Origin of the sequence: Allobosea sp. Leaf344, from assembly GCF_001426225.1 — a bacterium.
GTDB lineage: Bacteria > Pseudomonadota > Alphaproteobacteria > Rhizobiales > Beijerinckiaceae > Allobosea.
Genome location: NZ_LMRT01000013.1, coordinates 437,285 through 453,662, shown reverse-complemented (window position 1 = coordinate 453,662; position 16,378 = coordinate 437,285). Strand labels below are relative to the sequence as shown.

The 16,378-nt window shown below is 69.6% G+C and carries 15 protein-coding genes and 1 other RNA gene; 6 read left to right on the top strand and 10 right to left on the bottom strand.

Annotation, left to right across the window (positions count from 1 at the left end; genetic code table 11):
* Window positions 1-14 precede the first annotated feature (14 nt).
* From ASG72_RS10815 to ASG72_RS10795, 5 genes are all read right to left on the bottom strand, one after another.
* The gene (locus ASG72_RS10815; RefSeq protein ID WP_056712020.1) at window positions 15-971 is read right to left on the bottom strand and encodes a protease modulator HflC; all 957 of its coding nucleotides are present in this window, start codon (window positions 969-971) and stop codon (window positions 15-17) included.
* Window positions 968-2,140 (bottom strand): FtsH protease activity modulator HflK, encoded by a 1,173-nt coding sequence (gene hflK / locus ASG72_RS10810; RefSeq protein WP_056712018.1) that lies wholly within the window; start codon window positions 2,138-2,140, stop codon window positions 968-970. The genes ASG72_RS10815 and hflK overlap by 4 nt, the downstream gene beginning before the upstream one ends.
* A 141-nt stretch (window positions 2,141-2,281) precedes the next feature.
* Window positions 2,282-2,794: a dihydrofolate reductase gene (locus ASG72_RS10805; protein ID WP_244488765.1), complete on the bottom strand. Its 513-nt coding sequence runs from the start codon at window positions 2,792-2,794 to the stop codon at window positions 2,282-2,284.
* A complete protein-coding gene (locus ASG72_RS10800) occupies window positions 2,791-3,279 on the bottom strand; it encodes a GNAT family N-acetyltransferase (RefSeq protein WP_056712015.1) in 489 nt (162 codons plus the stop codon). The genes ASG72_RS10805 and ASG72_RS10800 overlap by 4 nt, the downstream gene beginning before the upstream one ends.
* A gap of 46 nt (window positions 3,280-3,325) precedes the next feature.
* Complete coding sequence (locus ASG72_RS10795) at window positions 3,326-4,135, bottom strand: thymidylate synthase (RefSeq protein WP_056712013.1); 810 nt, start codon at window positions 4,133-4,135, stop codon at window positions 3,326-3,328.
* Window positions 4,136-4,286: 151 nt separating this feature from the next.
* On the opposite strand from ASG72_RS10795, the gene ssrA reads away from it, so the two are divergent.
* From ssrA to ASG72_RS10775, 5 genes are all read left to right on the top strand, one after another.
* Window positions 4,287-4,674: a transfer-messenger RNA gene (ssrA, locus tag ASG72_RS20315) on the top strand.
* Between the two features lie 61 nt (window positions 4,675-4,735).
* Entirely contained in the window at window positions 4,736-5,380 is a 645-nt protein-coding gene (locus ASG72_RS10790; protein ID WP_056712010.1) for an SspB family protein, read from the top strand.
* 10 nt (window positions 5,381-5,390) lie between these two features.
* On the top strand, window positions 5,391-6,785 hold the full coding sequence (fumC, locus tag ASG72_RS10785; RefSeq protein ID WP_056712008.1) for a class II fumarate hydratase: 1,395 nt from the start codon (window positions 5,391-5,393) through the stop codon (window positions 6,783-6,785).
* 15 nt (window positions 6,786-6,800) lie between these two features.
* A complete protein-coding gene (locus tag ASG72_RS10780; protein ID WP_056712005.1) occupies window positions 6,801-6,995 on the top strand; it encodes a DUF4169 family protein in 195 nt (64 codons plus the stop codon).
* Complete coding sequence (locus ASG72_RS10775; protein ID WP_056711995.1) at window positions 6,992-7,219, top strand: ribbon-helix-helix domain-containing protein; 228 nt, start codon at window positions 6,992-6,994, stop codon at window positions 7,217-7,219. Before ASG72_RS10780 ends, ASG72_RS10775 begins: the two co-directional genes overlap by 4 nt.
* Before the next feature lie 136 nt (window positions 7,220-7,355).
* Here the strand turns inward: ASG72_RS10775 and ASG72_RS10770 are convergent, their stop codons facing one another.
* Both ASG72_RS10770 and ASG72_RS10765 read right to left on the bottom strand, forming a co-directional pair.
* Window positions 7,356-11,000 (bottom strand): AsmA-like C-terminal region-containing protein, encoded by a 3,645-nt coding sequence (locus ASG72_RS10770; protein ID WP_056711992.1) that lies wholly within the window; start codon window positions 10,998-11,000, stop codon window positions 7,356-7,358.
* Between the two features lie 125 nt (window positions 11,001-11,125).
* A complete protein-coding gene (locus tag ASG72_RS10765; RefSeq protein WP_056711990.1) occupies window positions 11,126-12,562 on the bottom strand; it encodes an FAD-linked oxidase C-terminal domain-containing protein in 1,437 nt (478 codons plus the stop codon).
* Window positions 12,563-12,770: 208 nt separating this feature from the next.
* Between ASG72_RS10765 and ASG72_RS10760 the strand changes: the two genes are divergently transcribed.
* A complete protein-coding gene (locus ASG72_RS10760) occupies window positions 12,771-13,331 on the top strand; it encodes a thioesterase family protein (protein WP_056711987.1) in 561 nt (186 codons plus the stop codon).
* Between the two features lie 18 nt (window positions 13,332-13,349).
* On the opposite strand, the gene ASG72_RS10755 is transcribed toward ASG72_RS10760, so the two are convergent.
* From ASG72_RS10755 to ASG72_RS10745, 3 genes are all read right to left on the bottom strand, one after another.
* Window positions 13,350-14,000 carry a class I SAM-dependent methyltransferase gene (locus ASG72_RS10755; RefSeq protein WP_056712592.1) on the bottom strand — a complete coding sequence of 217 codons (651 nt, stop codon included), beginning with the start codon at window positions 13,998-14,000 and terminating at the stop codon, window positions 13,350-13,352.
* A gap of 23 nt (window positions 14,001-14,023) precedes the next feature.
* Window positions 14,024-15,274 (bottom strand): DUF3419 family protein, encoded by a 1,251-nt coding sequence (locus ASG72_RS10750; protein WP_056711983.1) that lies wholly within the window; start codon window positions 15,272-15,274, stop codon window positions 14,024-14,026.
* 84 nt (window positions 15,275-15,358) lie between these two features.
* The gene (locus tag ASG72_RS10745; RefSeq protein ID WP_056711981.1) at window positions 15,359-16,336 is read right to left on the bottom strand and encodes a tripartite tricarboxylate transporter substrate-binding protein; all 978 of its coding nucleotides are present in this window, start codon (window positions 16,334-16,336) and stop codon (window positions 15,359-15,361) included.
* Window positions 16,337-16,378: the final 42 nt, after the last annotated feature.

Genomic DNA, 16,378 nt, shown 5'->3' with positions numbered 1-16,378 from the left:
CGACCGGCCGGGCATCAGGGCCGCGCCGGCGCCGCCGGAGCGGCCGGCGCGGGCGTTGCGGGCGTTTGCGTCGAGGGGTTCGCGGCCGCTGCCGCCCCCGCCGATTCCCCGCCCCTGAAGAAGCGGAAGAACGGCATGTCCGGCGTCAGCACCATGCGGGTGTCCCCGGCCTTCAGGCTCGCCTCATAGGCCTGCATCGAGCGATAGAAGGCGAAGAACTCCGGATCCTTGCCGAAGGCCTCGGCGAAGACGCGGTTGCGCTCGCCTTCGCCCTCGCCGCGGATCTCGTCGGAGCGCCGCGTCGCCTCGGCGACGATGATCGTCGAGTCCCTGTCGGCACGCGCCCGGATTTCCTGCGCCTGCTGGGCACCGAGCGCGCGGGCCTCGGCCGCCTCGCGCTGCCGCTCGGTCTGCATGCGCTGGAACACCGCCTGCGAGTTGGCCGCCGGCAGATCGACGCGCCGCAGCCGGACATCGACCACCGTCATGCCGAAGCGCGCCGCCTCGCGGTTCACCTCGTCGCGGATGCGGTTCATCAGCCGCGACCGGTCGATCCTGACCATCGAGGTGAAGCTCGCCTCGGCCAGCACGCTGCGGACATTGCCGTTGACGATCGAGGCGAGCTGCGAATTGGCGCGCGGGATCGAGTTCACCGCCTGGTAGAAGCGCAGCGGATCGGAGATGCGGTAGCGCGTGAACGCGTCCACCACGAGCCGCTTCTGGTCTGAGGCGATGATTTCCTGCGCCGGAAGATCCAGATCGAGGATCCGGTTGTCCAGGAAGGAGACCGTCTCGAACGGGGCCGGCAGCTTGAAATAGAGCCCCGGCGTGGTCGCGACCGTGCGGACGCGGCCGAATTGCAGCACGATGGCCGATTGGGTCTGCGACACCACGAAGGTGCCGGCATAGAGCAGCACGGCGACCAGGCCGAGGATGACGAGAAGGCTCAGCCGAACGACGGGATTGTTCATCGGGTCGCTCCCTGCTGCTGGCCGGGCTGGGCCGGGCGCCTGGGCTGCTGAAGCTCGTTCAGCGGCAGATACGGCACCACGCCCTGTCCCCCATTGCGCTGGTCGAGGATCACCTTGTCGGTGCCGCCCATGACCCGCTCCATGGTTTCGATGAAGAGACGCTCGCGGGTGACGCCCGGCGCGTTCTTGTACTGCTCATAGACCGCGTTGAAGCGGCTGGCCTGGCCGAGCGCTTCGGCGACCGTCTGGTCCTTGAAGGCTTCCGCAGCCTGGACCAGCTGGGCCGAGCGGCCGCGCGCTTCCGGCACGACGCGGTTGGCATAGGTCTCGGCCTCGTTGCGCAGGCGCTCCTGGTCGGCACGCGCGGCCTGGACGTCGCGGAATGCGTCGATGACCTGCTGCGGCGGGTCGACCTTCTGCAGCTGCACGAGGCGGATCTGCACGCCGGCCTTGTAGCTGTCGAGCGTGGTCTGCATCAGCTGGCGCACTTCGGACTCGATCGCGCTGCGATCGGTGGTCAGCACCGGCTGGATGTTGCGGCGGCCGATGATCTCGCGCATCGCGCTCTCGCCGACGGCCTTCACCGTGCCCGGCGGATCCTGGATGTTGAAGACATAATTCTCCGGCAGCACCGGATCGATCTGCCACTGCACGATGACGTCGACATCGACGATGTTCTCGTCGCCGGTCAGCATCAGGCTTTCTTCCAGAACGTCCGACTGGCGCGAGGTGCGCACCGCCTCGACCGTGCGGAAGCCGATCTCCGTGGTGACGACATTCGTCACCTGCGGCTTGATCACGTTGCCGATCGGATAGGGCCAGTTCCAATTGGCGCCTTCGCCGGTCTTGCCGACGAATTTCCCGAAGACGACGTTGAGGCCGACCTCGTTCGGCCGGACGAAATACACGCCGGTCGCCAGCCACAGCAGGATCAGCGCCAGCAGGCCGAGCACGATGCCGCGCCCGCCGATATTGCCGCCCGGTACCAGGTTCTTCAGCCTGTCCTGGCCGCGACGCAGCATCTCCTCGAGATCGGGAGGTGTTCCTCCGCCACCGCCGCCACCACCAGAACCGCCCCCCCAGGGACCGCCACCGTTGCCGCCGCTTCCTCCGCGCTGGCCCCAGGGTCCCCCCCCGCCACCACCGCCGCTCTGGTTGCTCCAAGGCATGCCTGTGCCGTTCCCTTCCGTTCTTGACCGGCTGAGCCTTAAGCGAAGCCGCGCGGTTTGTCAGCGCCCTCAAGGGGCTGTGGCGCTGACTTGGGCATGGGCCATGGATTCGTCAACGGCGCAACCTGCGCGACGGCGACCCTAGGAGCGGCGGCGAAAGGTCGCGAAGCTGAAGGGGTGTTCGTCCTCCGGCCCGGCGGGGTGATCCTCCCAGCCGCTCCGCTCATAGGCGACGCGCGGCCAGTCCGGAAACAGCGCGTCTCCCGGGGGCGATGCGTGTACGTAGGTCAGCTCGAGCCGGTCGGCCAGCGGCAGGGTCTGCGACCAGACATCGGCGCCCCCCGCGACCACGACGGAATCGGCCTGCATCGCAGCGGCCAGGCGCTGCCCCAGCGCCATCGCCTCCTCGACGCCATGCGCCACATGCACGCCATCGGCCGCGAAGCCTGCATCCCGGGTCAGGACGATGGTCTCACGCCCCGGCAGCGGTTTTCCGATCGACAGGAAGGTCTTGCGGCCCATGACCACCGGGCGGCCGAGCGTCAGGCTCCTGAAATGGCGGAGATCGCTCTTCAGCCGCCAGATCAGGCGGTTGTCGTCGCCGATCACCCCGTTATCGGCGATGGCCGCGACGATGACGACCGGCACCGTCACGGCCGTGCCCCCTGCCCCAGCGCGCGCAGGGCCTCGCCCTCCAGCCGCTTCACGGTCCATTCGTCCTGGGCCTTCGCGCCGATGGCGCGGTAGAACACCCGCGACGGCTCGTTCCAGTTCAGCACCCACCAGGCCAGGCGCGGCAGGCCCTCCTCGACGCAGCGCTTCGCCAGCCCCGCCATCAGCGCCTTGCCGATGCCGCGCCCGCGCTGCTCGGGCTGCACATAGAGATCCTCCAGCCAGATCCCGTGGCGGCCGGAAAAAGTGGAATAGGTATAGTACCAGACGGCGAAGCCGACCGGCTCGCCCTCCCAGAAGGCGAGGTCGCAGAAGGCGCGCGGATGCTCGCCGAACAGCGCCGCCTCGAGATCGGCCTCGCTCGCCACCACCTCGTCGAGCAGCTTTTCGTACTTCGCCAGCGCCCTGATGAAGCCGAGGACGAGACCGGCCTCGCCGGGGCGGGCGGAACGGATGGTGAGGGACATCGGACGGGTTCCGGAATGGCTGGGGACGGGCGCCGGCGCGGCGGCATCAGACGGCGATCGGCGCCTTGATGGCGGGGTGGGGATCATACCCCTCGATCCTGATGTCCTCGAAGCGGAAATCCTCCAGCCGCGTCACCTTCGGGTCGAGCACCAGCCTCGGCAGCGCCCGCGGCTCGCGTTCCAGCTGCAGCCGGGCCTGGTCGAGATGGTTCACATAGAGATGCGTGTCGCCGAGGCTGTGCACGAAATCGCCCACCGCCAGCCCGGTCACCTGCGCGACCATATGGGTCAGCAGCGCATAGCTCGCGATGTTGAAGGGAACCCCGAGAAACACGTCGGCCGAGCGCTGATAGAGCTGGCAGGAGAGTTTCGCCGGCCCCGCCCCGGCCGGCTCGACGAAGAACTGGAACAGGCAATGGCAGGGCGCCAGCGCCATCTTCGGGATATCCGCCGGGTTCCAGGCCGAGACGATCAGCCGGCGCGAATCCGGATTGCGGCGGATCTCGTTCACCAGCCAGGCGATCTGGTCGAGGCTCTGCCCGTCCGGCGCCGGCCAGGAGCGCCATTGCCGGCCATAGACGGGACCGAGCTCCCCCTCCGCATCGGCCCATTCGTCCCAGATGGTGACGCCGTGCTCCTTGAGATAGCGGATATTGGTGTCGCCGCGCAGGAACCAGATCAGCTCGTGGATGATCGATTTCAGATGCAGCTTCTTGGTGGTGACCAGCGGAAAGCCCTGGGCGAGATCGAAGCGCATCTGGTGCCCGAACACGGCGAGCGTGCCCGTCCCGGTGCGATCGTCCTTGCGGACGCCCTCGGTCAGCACGCGTGTCAGGAGGTCGTGATACTGGCGCATGGCGATTCCCGTTGGAGCGCGGCGACATTAGCCCGTCCCGCGTCACGGCGCGTCAGCAAAGGCATGCGCATCCACAACTCGCACGGGCGATCGCGGCGATAGTGCCGCCGAAAACCGGCCTTCGGCGAAATTCGCGCGGTGTCGGCTCATATCCCTTCCCCCGCCGCCATCGACCCCCTATATTGGACTTGCCGTTCGCAAGACCGGCTATGGCGATAAACGGACTTCGTAATAAGCCTTTCGGACCCGGGGGCGGTACCCGGCGCCTCCACCACAGCCCTGTTGCGCGAGCGGCAGGTCGCCTTGCCATCCTCGGGCGGCAGGGCTGCGGCGGGGGCGAAATAGGATCGACGAGGGTGTAAAGGTTGTTCTTTTGCCCGGCATGGTACCGCCGTTATCGGGCCTAACGCATAGTTGCCAACGACAACAATGCTCGGGTTGCTGTCGCCGCGTGAGCGGTGCTGGTACCCAAACCTAAGTCCTTGCGTTTAGCGATGTAAGGCGGGGCCCGGAGGCGCCTGGCAACAGAAGCCTCCACTTTTTTTCAGGCCTGCCGGCTGTTTCCGCCGGAGCTGCCCACGGAAGCGGATCGACGACCAGATGGCCAAGGACATTCTTCGCTACGATCTCATGGTGCAGGATGCACTGAAGGGTGTCGTGCGCAAGATCCTGACCGAGGCCGGGCGCGACGGGCTTCCCGGCGAACATCATTTCTACGTCACCTTCCGCACCGGCGCGCCCGGCGTGCGCCTGTCGCAGCGTCTGCGCGACAAGCACCCGGAAGAGATGACCATCGTGCTCCAGCACCAGTTCTGGGATCTGAACGTCAGCGAACACGCCTTCGAGGTCGGCCTGTCGTTTTCCGGCGTGCCGGAACGGCTGCTCGTGCCCTTCGACGCGCTGACGACCTTCTTCGATCCCTCGGTGCAGTTCGGGCTGAAATTCGAGACGCAGGAGGTGCCGCAGGAGGCGCCTGCGAGCGAGCCCGCCCCGAGCGGCAAGGCCCTGCGCGGTGCCGGGTCCGAGCCCAATCTCGCCCCCGCGGCGCCCATCGCCTTGCCCACCAAGGCGGCTCCGGCCGGGCTGCCGGCGGTCAAGGGCAAGGCGGCCGAGGCCAAGGGCGATGCCGCGAAATCGGCCAGGCCGGATGCGGCGGCCAAGGAGACGGGCAAGGAGGCGAGCGAGGCCGGCGAGGAGGCCGGGGCCCAGGTCGTCAGCCTCGACGCCTTCCGCAAGAAGACCTGACGGGACCGGCATGTCCGAGACCCGCACCGAAACCGACTCCTTCGGCCCCATCGCCGTCCCGGCCGACCGCTATTGGGGCGCGCAGACCCAGAGATCCCTCGAGAACTTCAAGATCGGCGGCGCGCGCGAGCGGATGCCGCTGCCTCTGCTCCACGCTCTCGTCATGGTCAAGAAGGCTGCGGCGCGGGTGAATGCCGGGCTCGGCCTGATCGACAAGCGCCTCGCCGGCGCCATCGGCCAGGCCGCGGACGAGGCTCTGGCCGGGCGTTTCGACGAGCATTTCCCGCTGGTGATCTGGCAGACCGGCTCCGGCACCCAGACCAATATGAACGTCAACGAGGTGCTGGCCAACCGCGCCAACGAGCTGCTGGGCGAGGCGCTCGGCGCCAAGAGCCCGGTGCACCCGAACGACCACGTCAATCGCGGCCAGTCCTCGAATGACTGCTTCCCCACCGCCATGCATATCGCGGGCGCGACCGAGGTCTCGCGCCGGCTCCTGCCGGCGCTGCGGGCGCTGGAGGCCGCGCTCGAGAGCAAGGCGGAGGCCTTCGCGGATCTGGTCAAGATCGGCCGCACCCATCTGCAGGACGCCACGCCGGTGACGCTCGGCCAGGAATTCTCCGGCTATGCCGCGCAGATCCGCCTCGGCATCGGCCGGATCGAGGCGGCGCTGCCGGGGCTGCATGCGCTCGCCCAGGGCGGCACCGCCGTCGGCACGGGCCTCAACACCCATCCGGATTTCGCGAGGCTGTTCGCGCAGGAGGTCGCCGGCCTCACTGCCCTGCCTTTCCGCCGCGCCGACAACCTGTTCGAGGCGCTCGCCAGCCATGGCGCGCTCGCGGCCTGCCACGGCGCGCTCGCTGCGCTGTCCGGCGACATGTTCAAGATCGCCAGCGACATCAGGCTGATGGGCTCCGGGCCCCGCTCCGGCCTCGGCGAGATCAGCCTGCCGGAGAACGAGCCCGGCTCGTCGATCATGCCGGGCAAGGTCAATCCGACCCAGGCCGAGGCGCTGACCATGGTCGCGACCCAGGTCCATGGCAATCAGGCGACGATCGGCTTCGCCGCCTCCCAGGGCCATTTCGAGCTCAACGTCTTCAAGCCGGTGATCGCCAGCGCCTTCCTGCAATCGGTGCGGCTGCTGGCCGATGCGGCGGTCAGCTTCCGCGTCAATTGTGTCGAGGGGATCGAGCCGAACGAGGAGCGGCTGCGCAGCCTGCTCGCCCAGTCGCTGATGCTGGTCACGGCGCTCGCACCGGTGATCGGCTACGACCGCGCCGCCTCCATCGCCAAATCCGCCCATCACAACGGCACCACCCTGCGCGAGGAGGCGCTGCGCGCCGGCGTCGAGGCGGAGGTGTTCGACGCGACGGTGCGGCCCGAGCGCATGCTCGGGCCGTCCTGAACCGGGAGGCGATGCATGGCCGAGATCATCAACCTCCGCCGCGCCCGCAAGCAGCGCAAGCGCGACGAGCAGGACAGGCAGGCCGCGCAGAACCGCGTCAGCTTCGGTCGCAGCAAGCCGGAACGCGCCCTCGCCGAGGCCGAGCAGACGCTGGCCAGCCGCCGTCTGGAGGGCCATCGCCGCGAACCCGGGGATGACGAACCCCGATGAGGACGCAGCGCAAGCGCTCGCTCTCCATCGCCGGGCATCGCACCAGCGTCTCCCTCGAAGAGCCCTTCTGGACCGGATTGCGCGAGATCGCCGCCGAGCGGAACCTGCCGCTGACGGCGCTGATCGCCGAGATCGACCTCGCCCGCGCCGAGGATAATCTGTCCTCCGCGCTGCGCCTCCATGTGCTCGCTCATTACCGGGCGATGGCGGGGCGTAGCGCCTGACATCCGGCACCTGCCACCCCCGTGGCTCGCCGGGCCGTCAGGCTTCCCGATGCAAGATTCAGTGCAACGACAATCGGTTACGACCCATCGCTGTCACGCGATTCGAAGCGCTTGAATCAGATCCTGAGGGGCGGCTTCAATTCGGCTGGACGCCGCGGGAGAGCGGCCGCGGCAGCGGCTGGATGGTCAGCGGCGGCGCCAGATTCGGCGCCGACGCACCGGGCTGGGTGGGCGCGGCATCTGGATAGAATCGCGGCGCCGCGCCGGGCAGGACGAGCGGCCCGGGCTGCGGCTGCTGTGCCGCCCGCTCGGCCGCGGCGCGCGCGCGCTCTTCGGCCTCGGCCCGGCGGCGGGCCTCCTGCTCCTGCCGCGCTTCGGCGGCGCGGCGCTGCTCCTCGGCGCGCCGCTCTTCCGCGGCCCGCCGCGCCTCCTCCGTCCGGCGCTGCTCCTCCGCCCGGCGCTCCTCGGCTTCGCGCCGCGCCTCTTCGGCCAGCCTCGCCTCCTCGGCGCGCTTCGCCTCCGCCGCCTTGCGTTCCTCCTCGGCCCGGATGAACTCCTGCAGCTTGCGCTCGTTCTCGCGCATCTCGCGCTCCGCCCGCAGCCGGCGCGAATGCAGGGCCCGCTCGCGCGCATCCGCCTCGAAGGCTTCGACACGCTCGATCTCGCGGGCCAGCGCCCGTGCAGCGACCGTATTGGCCAGCGCACCGACATCGGCTTCGCGCTTGAGCGCGTCGAGCGGCCCGCGCCAGGCGATCCCGATCTGCGGCGCGTCGCTGGGCCAGCCTTTCGGCAGGGCCCCGAGCGGGCGCAGATTGAGCCGCAGATCGGCGTTCAGCACGCGCAGATCGGCGAAGCCGCTCGCCTGCACCCGCAGCCCTTTGCTGTCGAAGCTGAAGGGCTGGAGCCGCGCCACGCCGGCCGCCACCGTGAAGGGCAATGTCAGATCGCCGAGCGCCCAGGAACCGCTATCGAGCGCCTCGGCGAGGCGCCGCTGCAGCCGGTCCGCTTCGCTTTCCGACGCATCCTCACCCGTTCCGGCGATCACCCGCGCATAGGCGCCGGGATCGAGCTGCGAGACGGTGGTCGCGCTCAGGCGCAGGCTGCCGGCGCCGCTCAGCCCGGCGACCAGCCGCGCCGGGCTCTCTCCCGACCCGCCGAGTTCGACCCGCCCCGACAGGCGCCCGCCCACCGCCCGGCCGGTCAGCGTCGCGAGATCCAGCTCCGACAGGGTCAGCGCCCCCGTGAGCTGCGCGAGCCCACCCTCGCGCCGCAGGCCGAGACGGCCCGCCAGCGTGCCCCCGGCATGGCGGCCGGTGATCTCGGTCAGCTTCACGCCATCAGAGCCGGATTCGAGCACGAACCGAGCCTGGCTCACCACCCTATCCTGCCAGAGCCGCAACGCCTCGGCCTCGATCTGCAGGTTGATCTCCCCCAGCGGCGCGGCGGCGGCGAAGCGGCCGCTCGACCAGATCGCGCCCGCCGAAGCCGGAGCCGGACCCAAGGCCGCCGCCATGAGCGCCCGCAGATCGAGCTGCGGCATGGTCAGGCGCCCGCTGGCGCCGCTGTCGCGCGAGAAGGCGAGCGCGCCCGTCGCGCGGCTCGCGCCGAGATTGGCGACGAGCTCGTCTAGGGCGATCCGCTCGGGGCTGAAACTCACGCGGGCATGGGCGTCGAGCAGACCGTCGGGCAACAGCTTCGCCGGCCCCTCGGGCAGGACTTGCCCGGGCTGATCGGCCTGCACACTCAGGCGCGCCGCCGCGCCACCGACATCGTCCAGCGCCAGAGCTAGGCCCGGTCCGGCGAGAGAGCCGATCAGCCGGCCCCCCGCGAGCTCGAGCGCCAGCCGGCCGGCGCCGCCGAGCTGCGGCGTCGGCAGGCCCAACGCCGTGAAGGCCTGGCGCCGATCGGCGAGATCGAAGCGCAGCGCCGCCTGCGTCCACGCCCCGCCCGCGTCGAGCCTTCCATCGAGCCGGAACGTGCCGCCCTGCGCCGTGCCGTCGACGGCGAGCGCGGTGATGCCGTCCGCGCTGCGGGTCAGCCGGAAACCGGTATCCAGCCGCGCCAGCCCGTCGCCGGCGCGCGACAGCGCCGCCCGCGCCCGCTCCGGCAGCAGAGGTCCGGCCAGCGCGGCCAATGTCTCGAAGCGCGGAGCGCGGATCCGCCCGGCAATGTCGCCGCCCTGCTCCAGCAGCGCGCCGGATCCCGAGACGTCGACGCCGCCGAAGCCGGAAATCGCCAGCCGGTTCAGGCGCCAGGCATTGCCCTGCCGGCTGAGTTCGAGATTGGCCGAGCCCGGCGGCGCATTGCGGTAGCGCGCATTCGCCAGAGCCAGATCGAGCGACAGATCGCGCCGCCCGGCCAGCCCGGCCAGGCTCTCGGCCGGGGGCAGGCTGTTGAGGTCGAGCCCGGTCACGGACAGCCGCGCCGCGAGGCGCTCCGGCGTGACGTCGCCGGCGCCTTCCACCCGCAGCCCGCTGGCGCTGCTGAGCAGCAGGCGCTCGAAGCCGAGGCGGCCGCCGTCGAAGGCGCCCGTCGCATCGGCTTCGATCTGGCCGAGCCCGCCGACGAGATCGGCGAGCGCCGGATCGAGACCGGCACGCGCCAGCACCAGCGCGACCCGGCGGGCGTCCTCGGCCTTCACGGTCAGGCGGCCGGCCACGCCCTGCGCGTCGGCGGCGCCGCTCGCGCCGATCAGCGCACCGGCGATCCGCAGCGAGGCCGAGGCCTCGCTCAGCCCATCCTCGCTCACCCGCCCACGCAAGGAAGCCGCGGTGAAATCCTCGCCGCGCCACAGCAGCTGGTCGAGATCGAGCGCGAGATCGACGCTGCCCGGCAGTGCGGCCAGCGCCTTCTCGAAGCCCGGCCGCTCGGCCAGCGCCGCCGAGAGCGCATCGAGATCCAGCCGCCGCGCCCGCAGCGCCAGCGAGCCGGTCGCTTCCGAAACGAGATAGTGCCCCTCGCCTTCCAGCCGCGCCGCGCCGCCGCCGAGATCGAGCACGAGATCGCGCAGCGAGAGGCTGCGGGCATTGCCCTCCAGCCGCCCGGCCAGCGCCAAAGCGCCGCCCGGCGACAGCGAAAACGAGCCGTCCAGCCCCAGCGGGGTCTCGGGCGCGGCGGCCGGTAGCAGGAAATGCCCGTCGAAACTCGTCTGGACCCGTTCGCCCGTCGCCAGCACCTTGGCGCGCAGCCGCCCATCCGGCTCCAGCGCGCCGGTGGTGATCCTGACCGACGCGCCCGCGACCTCTCCCTCGACGCGCCACGGACCCCGCAGGCTGATGGCGGAGACTTCGGCGGCGATCGGCGCCAACGTCCGGTCCGGCTTGCCGCTCTCGCGCCAGACCAGCGCCGAGCGGCGGATGCTCAGCCTGTCCAGCGAGACCTGGCCCGGCACGCCGGCGGCCCCGATGGGCGGCAGCCGCACCGCCCCGTTCTCGGCGACGGCGAGCGTCACGAGCGCGCCTTCCGCCACCGCATCGGCCACTTTGATGTCGCCGCGCGCCAGCGGCCCGGCGGCGAGTTCGACGCTGAGGCTGTCGACCGAGGCGAAGCTCGTCTCTCGCGAGGCCGGGCCGATGCGGACATCGCCCAGCACCGCATGCGGCGATGGCAGCAGGCGCAAGCGGATGCCGCCCGCGACACGGGTTTCCACGCCGAGCGCCGCGCTGAGCCGCGCCTCGATCTGCGGCCTGTAGGCCGTCCAGTCGACGAAGCCGGGTCCGATCAGGGCCGCCAGCAGCGTCAGCAGAAGCAGCCCCGCCAGAACAGTCAGCGTCTCACGCAATGGAGAATGGTGTCCCTGAGCCAATCATGCGGATCATCATGCCGGCAAGTCGCGGCAAGATCACGACATTTCCTGAGCGGACCCGGCAGCCGCACGGCTCGCGCCGGCGCCGGGCGATGCGCCCGTCACATCGGCAGGATCTTGCCGGGGTTCAGGATGTTCAGCGGATCGAGCGCGCGCTTCAGCGTCTGCATCACCGCCAGCGCCGGCGCGCCATGCTCGGCCTCGAGATATTTGATCTTCTTCTGGCCGACGCCATGCTCGCCGGTGCAGGTCCCGCCCATCGCCAGCGCGCGCTTCACCAGCCGGTCGATGAAGCCCTGGCAGCGCGCCATCTCGTCGGGATCGGCCTGGTCGACCAGCGGCTGCGTGTGGAAATTGCCGTCGCCGACATGCCCGGCGATCGGCGCGATCAGCCCGCTCTCGGCGATGTCCCGCTTGGTCTCCTCGACGCATTCGGCGAGCCGCGAAATCGGCACGCAGACATCGGTCGCGACCGATTCCGCACCCGGCCGCAGCGACCGCGCCGCCCAATAGGCATCGTGCCGCGCCTGCCAGAGCTTGCTGCGATCCTCCGCCTTCGTCGCCCAGTCGAAGGGCCCGCCGCCGCAATCGGCCGCGATCTCGCCGAAGCGCTCGGCCTGCTCCTTCACCCCCGCTTCCGAGCCGTGAAACTCGACGAACAGCATCGTCGTCTCGGGCAGGCCGAGCTTCGAATAGATGTTGACGCCGCGGATCATGACATCGTCGAGCAACTCGATGCGCGCCACCGGCAGCCCGGACTGGATCGTCACGATCGTCGCGTCGCAGGCGGCCTGCACCGAGGGAAACGGGCAGACGCCGGCGGAGATCGCCTCCGGGATGCCGTGCAGCTTCAGCGTGATCTCGGTGATGATGCCGAGCGTGCCTTCGGACCCGACCAGCAGCCGCGTCAGATCGTAGCCGGCCGAGGTCTTGCGGGCGCGCGTCGACGTCCTGACGATCGAGCCATCCGCCATCACCGCCGTCAGCGCCAGGACATTGTCCTTCATCGTGCCGTAGCGCACCGCATTGGTGCCGGATGCGCGCGTCGCCGCCATGCCGCCGATCGAGGCATCGGCGCCGGGATCGATCGGGAAGAACAGGCCCTGGTCGCGCAGATGCTCGTTCAATTCCTTGCGGGTGACGCCGGCCTCGACGACGCAGTCGAGATCCTCGCCATGCACCGCCAGAATGCGCTTCATCTGGCTCATATCCACGCAGACACCGCCATAGGGCGCGTTGACATGCCCTTCCAGCGAGGTCCCCGTTCCGAAGGCGATCACGGGAACGCGATGCGCGGAACAGAGTTTCACGATCTCGGAGACCTCCTCGGTGCTGTGGGGATAGACCACGGCATCGGGCGGCTGATTGGGGATCCAGGTCAGCGTATGGCCGTGCTGCTGGCGCACGGCGAGGCTGGTGACGAGGCGATTGCCGAGCATCGCCGCCAGCGCCGCGGTGACGGCTGCGATCGCCTCGGCCGAGGGTGGCAGCGAAGCGACAGAGGCGGAAGAATAGGCGAAGGCGGCGGACGAACTCATTGTCAGGACCTGCTTTTAACGCTTAGATTTGAAAACTGTGAGGACGCCGCGCGGCGTTCGCCCGCTCGAGAACGGGGCCGTCTGTTGTCTCGCCTCTTGCGGATCGCAGCAAGCGCAATTTGCGCGGCCGCTGTGGTCCATCCGCGATGAGCGGGCGGGTTTCGCGGCACCACCCGGCCGAGCGGGCCGCAACGGGCAGGAGGCGGAGATGAAAGACGATATCCGCGCTCCGGCGCTGTTCTTCGCACCTTTCGTCTCGTCCGCGATGCGGGTCGAGCCGGAATGGATCGACTATAACGGCCATCTCAACATGGCCTATTATCATGTGTTGTTCGATCGGGCGGTGGACGAGGTGTTTTCGCTCGTCGGCCTGAACCAGGATTACGTCAGCGAACGTCACGCCTCCTTCTTCGCCGCGGAATGCCACATCCTCTACAAGCGCGAACTGACCGAGGGCGACCAGGTCCGGGTGACGGCGCAGCTGATCGCCTTCGACGAGAAGCGGCTGCATTACTATCTCGAGATGCGCCATGCCCATGAGGGCTGGCTCGCGGCGACGAGCGAGAACCTGTCCCTGCATGTCGATATGGGCAGCCGCAAGGTCACGCCCTTCCCCGCCGACATCCTCGCCAATCTGGCGCTGATGAAGGCCGCCCACAGCATGATGCCGCTGCCGGCAACGATCGGCCGCATGATCGGCATGCCGCGCAAGACGGCGATCACGGTCGAGGCTCTGACCGCCGAGCGCGAGGCCGAGACGCGGCACTGAATTCGCCCGCTCCGGCTGCTAAGCCGGCCCGGAGCCGCTCATGATCCTGGGTTTCTCCAGCTGCGCCAACACGGCATAGCCGCGATAAAGCGGCCGCAGCCGCAGCGTCACCCCGGCTTCGGCAGAAAGACGACGCAGCTCCTGTTCCAGCTCGTCCCGCGGCGCGACATGGAACAGCGCGAGCCAGCGCCGCAGCATGATCCGGAAAGCGCGCGGCAACCCGGCCTGATCCCCGAAATCGACGATGTGCAGCGCGCCGCCCGGTTCGAGCCGGCGCAGCGCCTCCTGCACCACCGCGCGCCAGGGCGGGATCATCGACAGCGCATAGGAGATGATGATGCGGTCGAACGCCGCGCGGCCGAACAGGGCCTGCGCGTCGAAGCCGGTCGCATCCGCCTGGGCCAGCCGGATGGTTCCCGCCAGCCCGGCCCGCTGCACGGATCGCCGCGCGGTCGAAAGCATCGCCGAGGAGACGTCCAGCCCGCAGCAATCCCGGCCGGGATAGAGCCTGGCGATGCGGATGAGGTTGCGCCCGGTGCCGCAGCCGATCTCCAGCACGCTGCCGCCCGGTGGCGGCTGCAAGGCGGCGATCGCGGCGTCGCGACCCAGCAGGTAGAATTTCCGGCTGGCGTCGTAGATGTGCCGCTGGTGCCGATAGATTTTGTCCATCAGCGCGGCGGGCGCGGCGGCGCTCACGCGGCGCGCTCCGTCAGCCTGTAGAGATGGAAACCGCCATAGATCGAGGAGCGGTCCCGGGCCAGCAGCGCCCGGCTGGTCTGCTCCTCGTATTGCCATTGCGCGAGGATCGCCTGCGGCACCCGGCCCGGCAGCAGCCGCTCGTCGGCGGCTGTACGGAAGATCACGCGGGCGCCTGGCCTGGCGGTCCGTGTGATCTGCGTCCACAGCCCGGTCAGCTCCGCATCGTTCATCCAATCCTGCGCATCGAGCAGCACATAGGCGTCGCAGCTTTCGGCGGGCTGCCGCTCGAGAAAGGCCGTCACCGCGCTCTGGTGATAGGCGATGCGCTGAACCCGCGCCTTCACCGCCTCGAAATGTCGGCGCTCCAGACAGGGCGGAACGGCCCCCGTGCCGGCATCGGCATAGCGCCGGCCGAAAGCCTGCTGCGCGAAATAATTCTCCTGCAGCGGGAAGCCGCAGGCCAGCCGCTCCAGCCTGTGGCGCAGCACGGCGCGGATGCCGTCCGGCCCGTCCCCGGCCAGCGCCTTGTACTGGGCGGGCGGGATGCCGAGCCCGTAGAGCGAGGCCGGCTGCCGGACCAGCCAGCGCACCAGCGGCTTCTCGAAGACCGGCGCGAGATGGCGCTCGAACAGCGTCCGCTGCTCCTCCAGCGTCCTCGCCTTCAGCATCTGGCGGGGGTCGCAGCCCAGCGCCCGGCCCAGCAGATGGCCGGCCCCGATGAAGCGGCCGAGCAGGCCATAGCGGTAGAGATTGCGGGCGAACACCGAGATCCGCCGCCGCCCATCCAGGCCGCGGCTGTCCCAATAGGCGCGCGTGGCCGGATCGAGATGCGGCGCGATCTGCCGGTCGTACAGCGCGACATTGTCCCGCGCCTGCGCCTCGCCGATGAAGCGCAGCAGCTCCTCATGGCGCTGCAGCCGGGAGAAGGCCGCGACCTTCAGCCTGCCCAGCGCGATATGGGCGCCGTTCAGATCGACGGCACTGATCCGCGCCGGGTTCGCGGTGAGATAGGACAGGACGTTGCAGGAGCCCGAGGCGATGGCGACGACATGATCCTCGGGGCGCAGCTGCAGCGCGGCCATGTCGACCACCGGATCCTCCCAGATCTGGGGATAGACCAGGCCGGAAAAGGCGAAGGTGAACAGCCGCTCCAGAATGCCGGCCTTCGAGAGGGCGGCGCTGCGATGCACCGCCATGGTCAGGCCCGAAGCCGTCTCCCGCCTCGCCGCGCGTGCCGTCTGCATCGTTCCGCCCTCGTCGTCTCGTTGCCGAGCCGACTAGAGGAGTCGCATGACGCTTCGGTGACGCGCGGCGCGGCTCAAGCTGCCCTATTGGGCGGTGACGCCCGCCGCCTTGATCACCGGGGTCCATTTGTCGACCTCGGCCCGCACATGCGCGGCGAGCGCCTCCGAGCTCAGGCCCTCGCCCGAGGGGATCTCGCAGCCGAGTTCGAGCAGGCGCTTGCGCACGCCTTCATCGGCGAGCGCGGCCCGTCCAGCGGCGTTGAGCTTGTCGACGATCTCCTTCGGCGTGCCCTTCGGCGCGAAGATCGCGTTCCAGCCGACGGCCTGGAACTCGGCCAGCCCGCCTTCCGCGCTGGTGGGCACGTCCTTCGCCACCTCGAGGCGCTTCGGCGTCGCCACGACATAGGTCTTGAGGTTGCTGAGCTGCGGCACGATGCCGACGGTCTGGTCGCAGACATAGTCGAGCTGCTTGGCGAGAAGCGCGTTCATCGCCGGGCCCGAGCCCCGGAACGGCACCTGCTGGACCGGCGCCTTGATCAGATGGTGGAAATAGACGCAGGTCAGATGCGAGGTCGAGCCGATGCCGCCATGACCGTAATTATACTTGCCCGGCTCGGCCTTCAGCAGCGCGATGAATTCCTGCAGCGTATTGGCCGGGAAATCCTTATGTGCCGAGATCAGCATCGGCGTGCCGGCGGTGTTGATCACCGGCGCGAAATCCGTGCGCGGATCATAGGCCAGATTGGGATAGAGCCCGACCGAGGCCGAATGCGTCCCGAGATTGCCCATCATCACGGTGTAGCCGTCCGGCGCCGCCCGCGAGACGCGCAGCGAGCCGGTGGTGCCGCCGGCGCCGGCCACGTTCTCGACGACGATGTTCTGCCCCAGCGTCCGGGACATGTGGTCGGATACGATGCGGGCGATCACATCGGTCGGCCCGCCAGCCGCGAAGGGCACCACCATGGTGATGCCCCGGCTGGGATAGGCCTGGGCCGATGCGGTGTGCGGCCCGGCTGCCGCGAAGGTCAGAGCGGCCCCGAGGGCCAGGATCATAGGACGCATGATGTTCCTCCTTGCTGTGGTGTCGCGTTGCTCGCGATCTGG

Coding starts and splice junctions, on each gene's coding strand:
- ASG72_RS10815 (WP_056712020.1), bottom strand. CDS start 971: ATGAACAATCCCGTCGTTCGGCTGAGCCTTCTCGTCATCCTCGGCCTG.
- hflK (WP_056712018.1), bottom strand. CDS start 2,140: ATGCCTTGGAGCAACCAGAGCGGCGGTGGTGGCGGGGGGGGACCCTGG.
- ASG72_RS10800 (WP_056712015.1), bottom strand. CDS start 3,279: ATGTCCCTCACCATCCGTTCCGCCCGCCCCGGCGAGGCCGGTCTCGTC.
- ASG72_RS10795 (WP_056712013.1), bottom strand. CDS start 4,135: ATGCGCCAGTATCACGACCTCCTGACACGCGTGCTGACCGAGGGCGTC.
- ASG72_RS10790 (WP_056712010.1), top strand. CDS start 4,736: ATGGCCAAGGACATTCTTCGCTACGATCTCATGGTGCAGGATGCACTG.
- fumC (WP_056712008.1), top strand. CDS start 5,391: ATGTCCGAGACCCGCACCGAAACCGACTCCTTCGGCCCCATCGCCGTC.
- ASG72_RS10780 (WP_056712005.1), top strand. CDS start 6,801: ATGGCCGAGATCATCAACCTCCGCCGCGCCCGCAAGCAGCGCAAGCGC.
- ASG72_RS10775 (WP_056711995.1), top strand. CDS start 6,992: ATGAGGACGCAGCGCAAGCGCTCGCTCTCCATCGCCGGGCATCGCACC.
- ASG72_RS10765 (WP_056711990.1), bottom strand. CDS start 12,562: ATGAGTTCGTCCGCCGCCTTCGCCTATTCTTCCGCCTCTGTCGCTTCG.
- ASG72_RS10760 (WP_056711987.1), top strand. CDS start 12,771: ATGAAAGACGATATCCGCGCTCCGGCGCTGTTCTTCGCACCTTTCGTC.
- ASG72_RS10755 (WP_056712592.1), bottom strand. CDS start 14,000: ATGGACAAAATCTATCGGCACCAGCGGCACATCTACGACGCCAGCCGG.
- ASG72_RS10750 (WP_056711983.1), bottom strand. CDS start 15,274: ATGCAGACGGCACGCGCGGCGAGGCGGGAGACGGCTTCGGGCCTGACC.
- ASG72_RS10745 (WP_056711981.1), bottom strand. CDS start 16,336: ATGCGTCCTATGATCCTGGCCCTCGGGGCCGCTCTGACCTTCGCGGCA.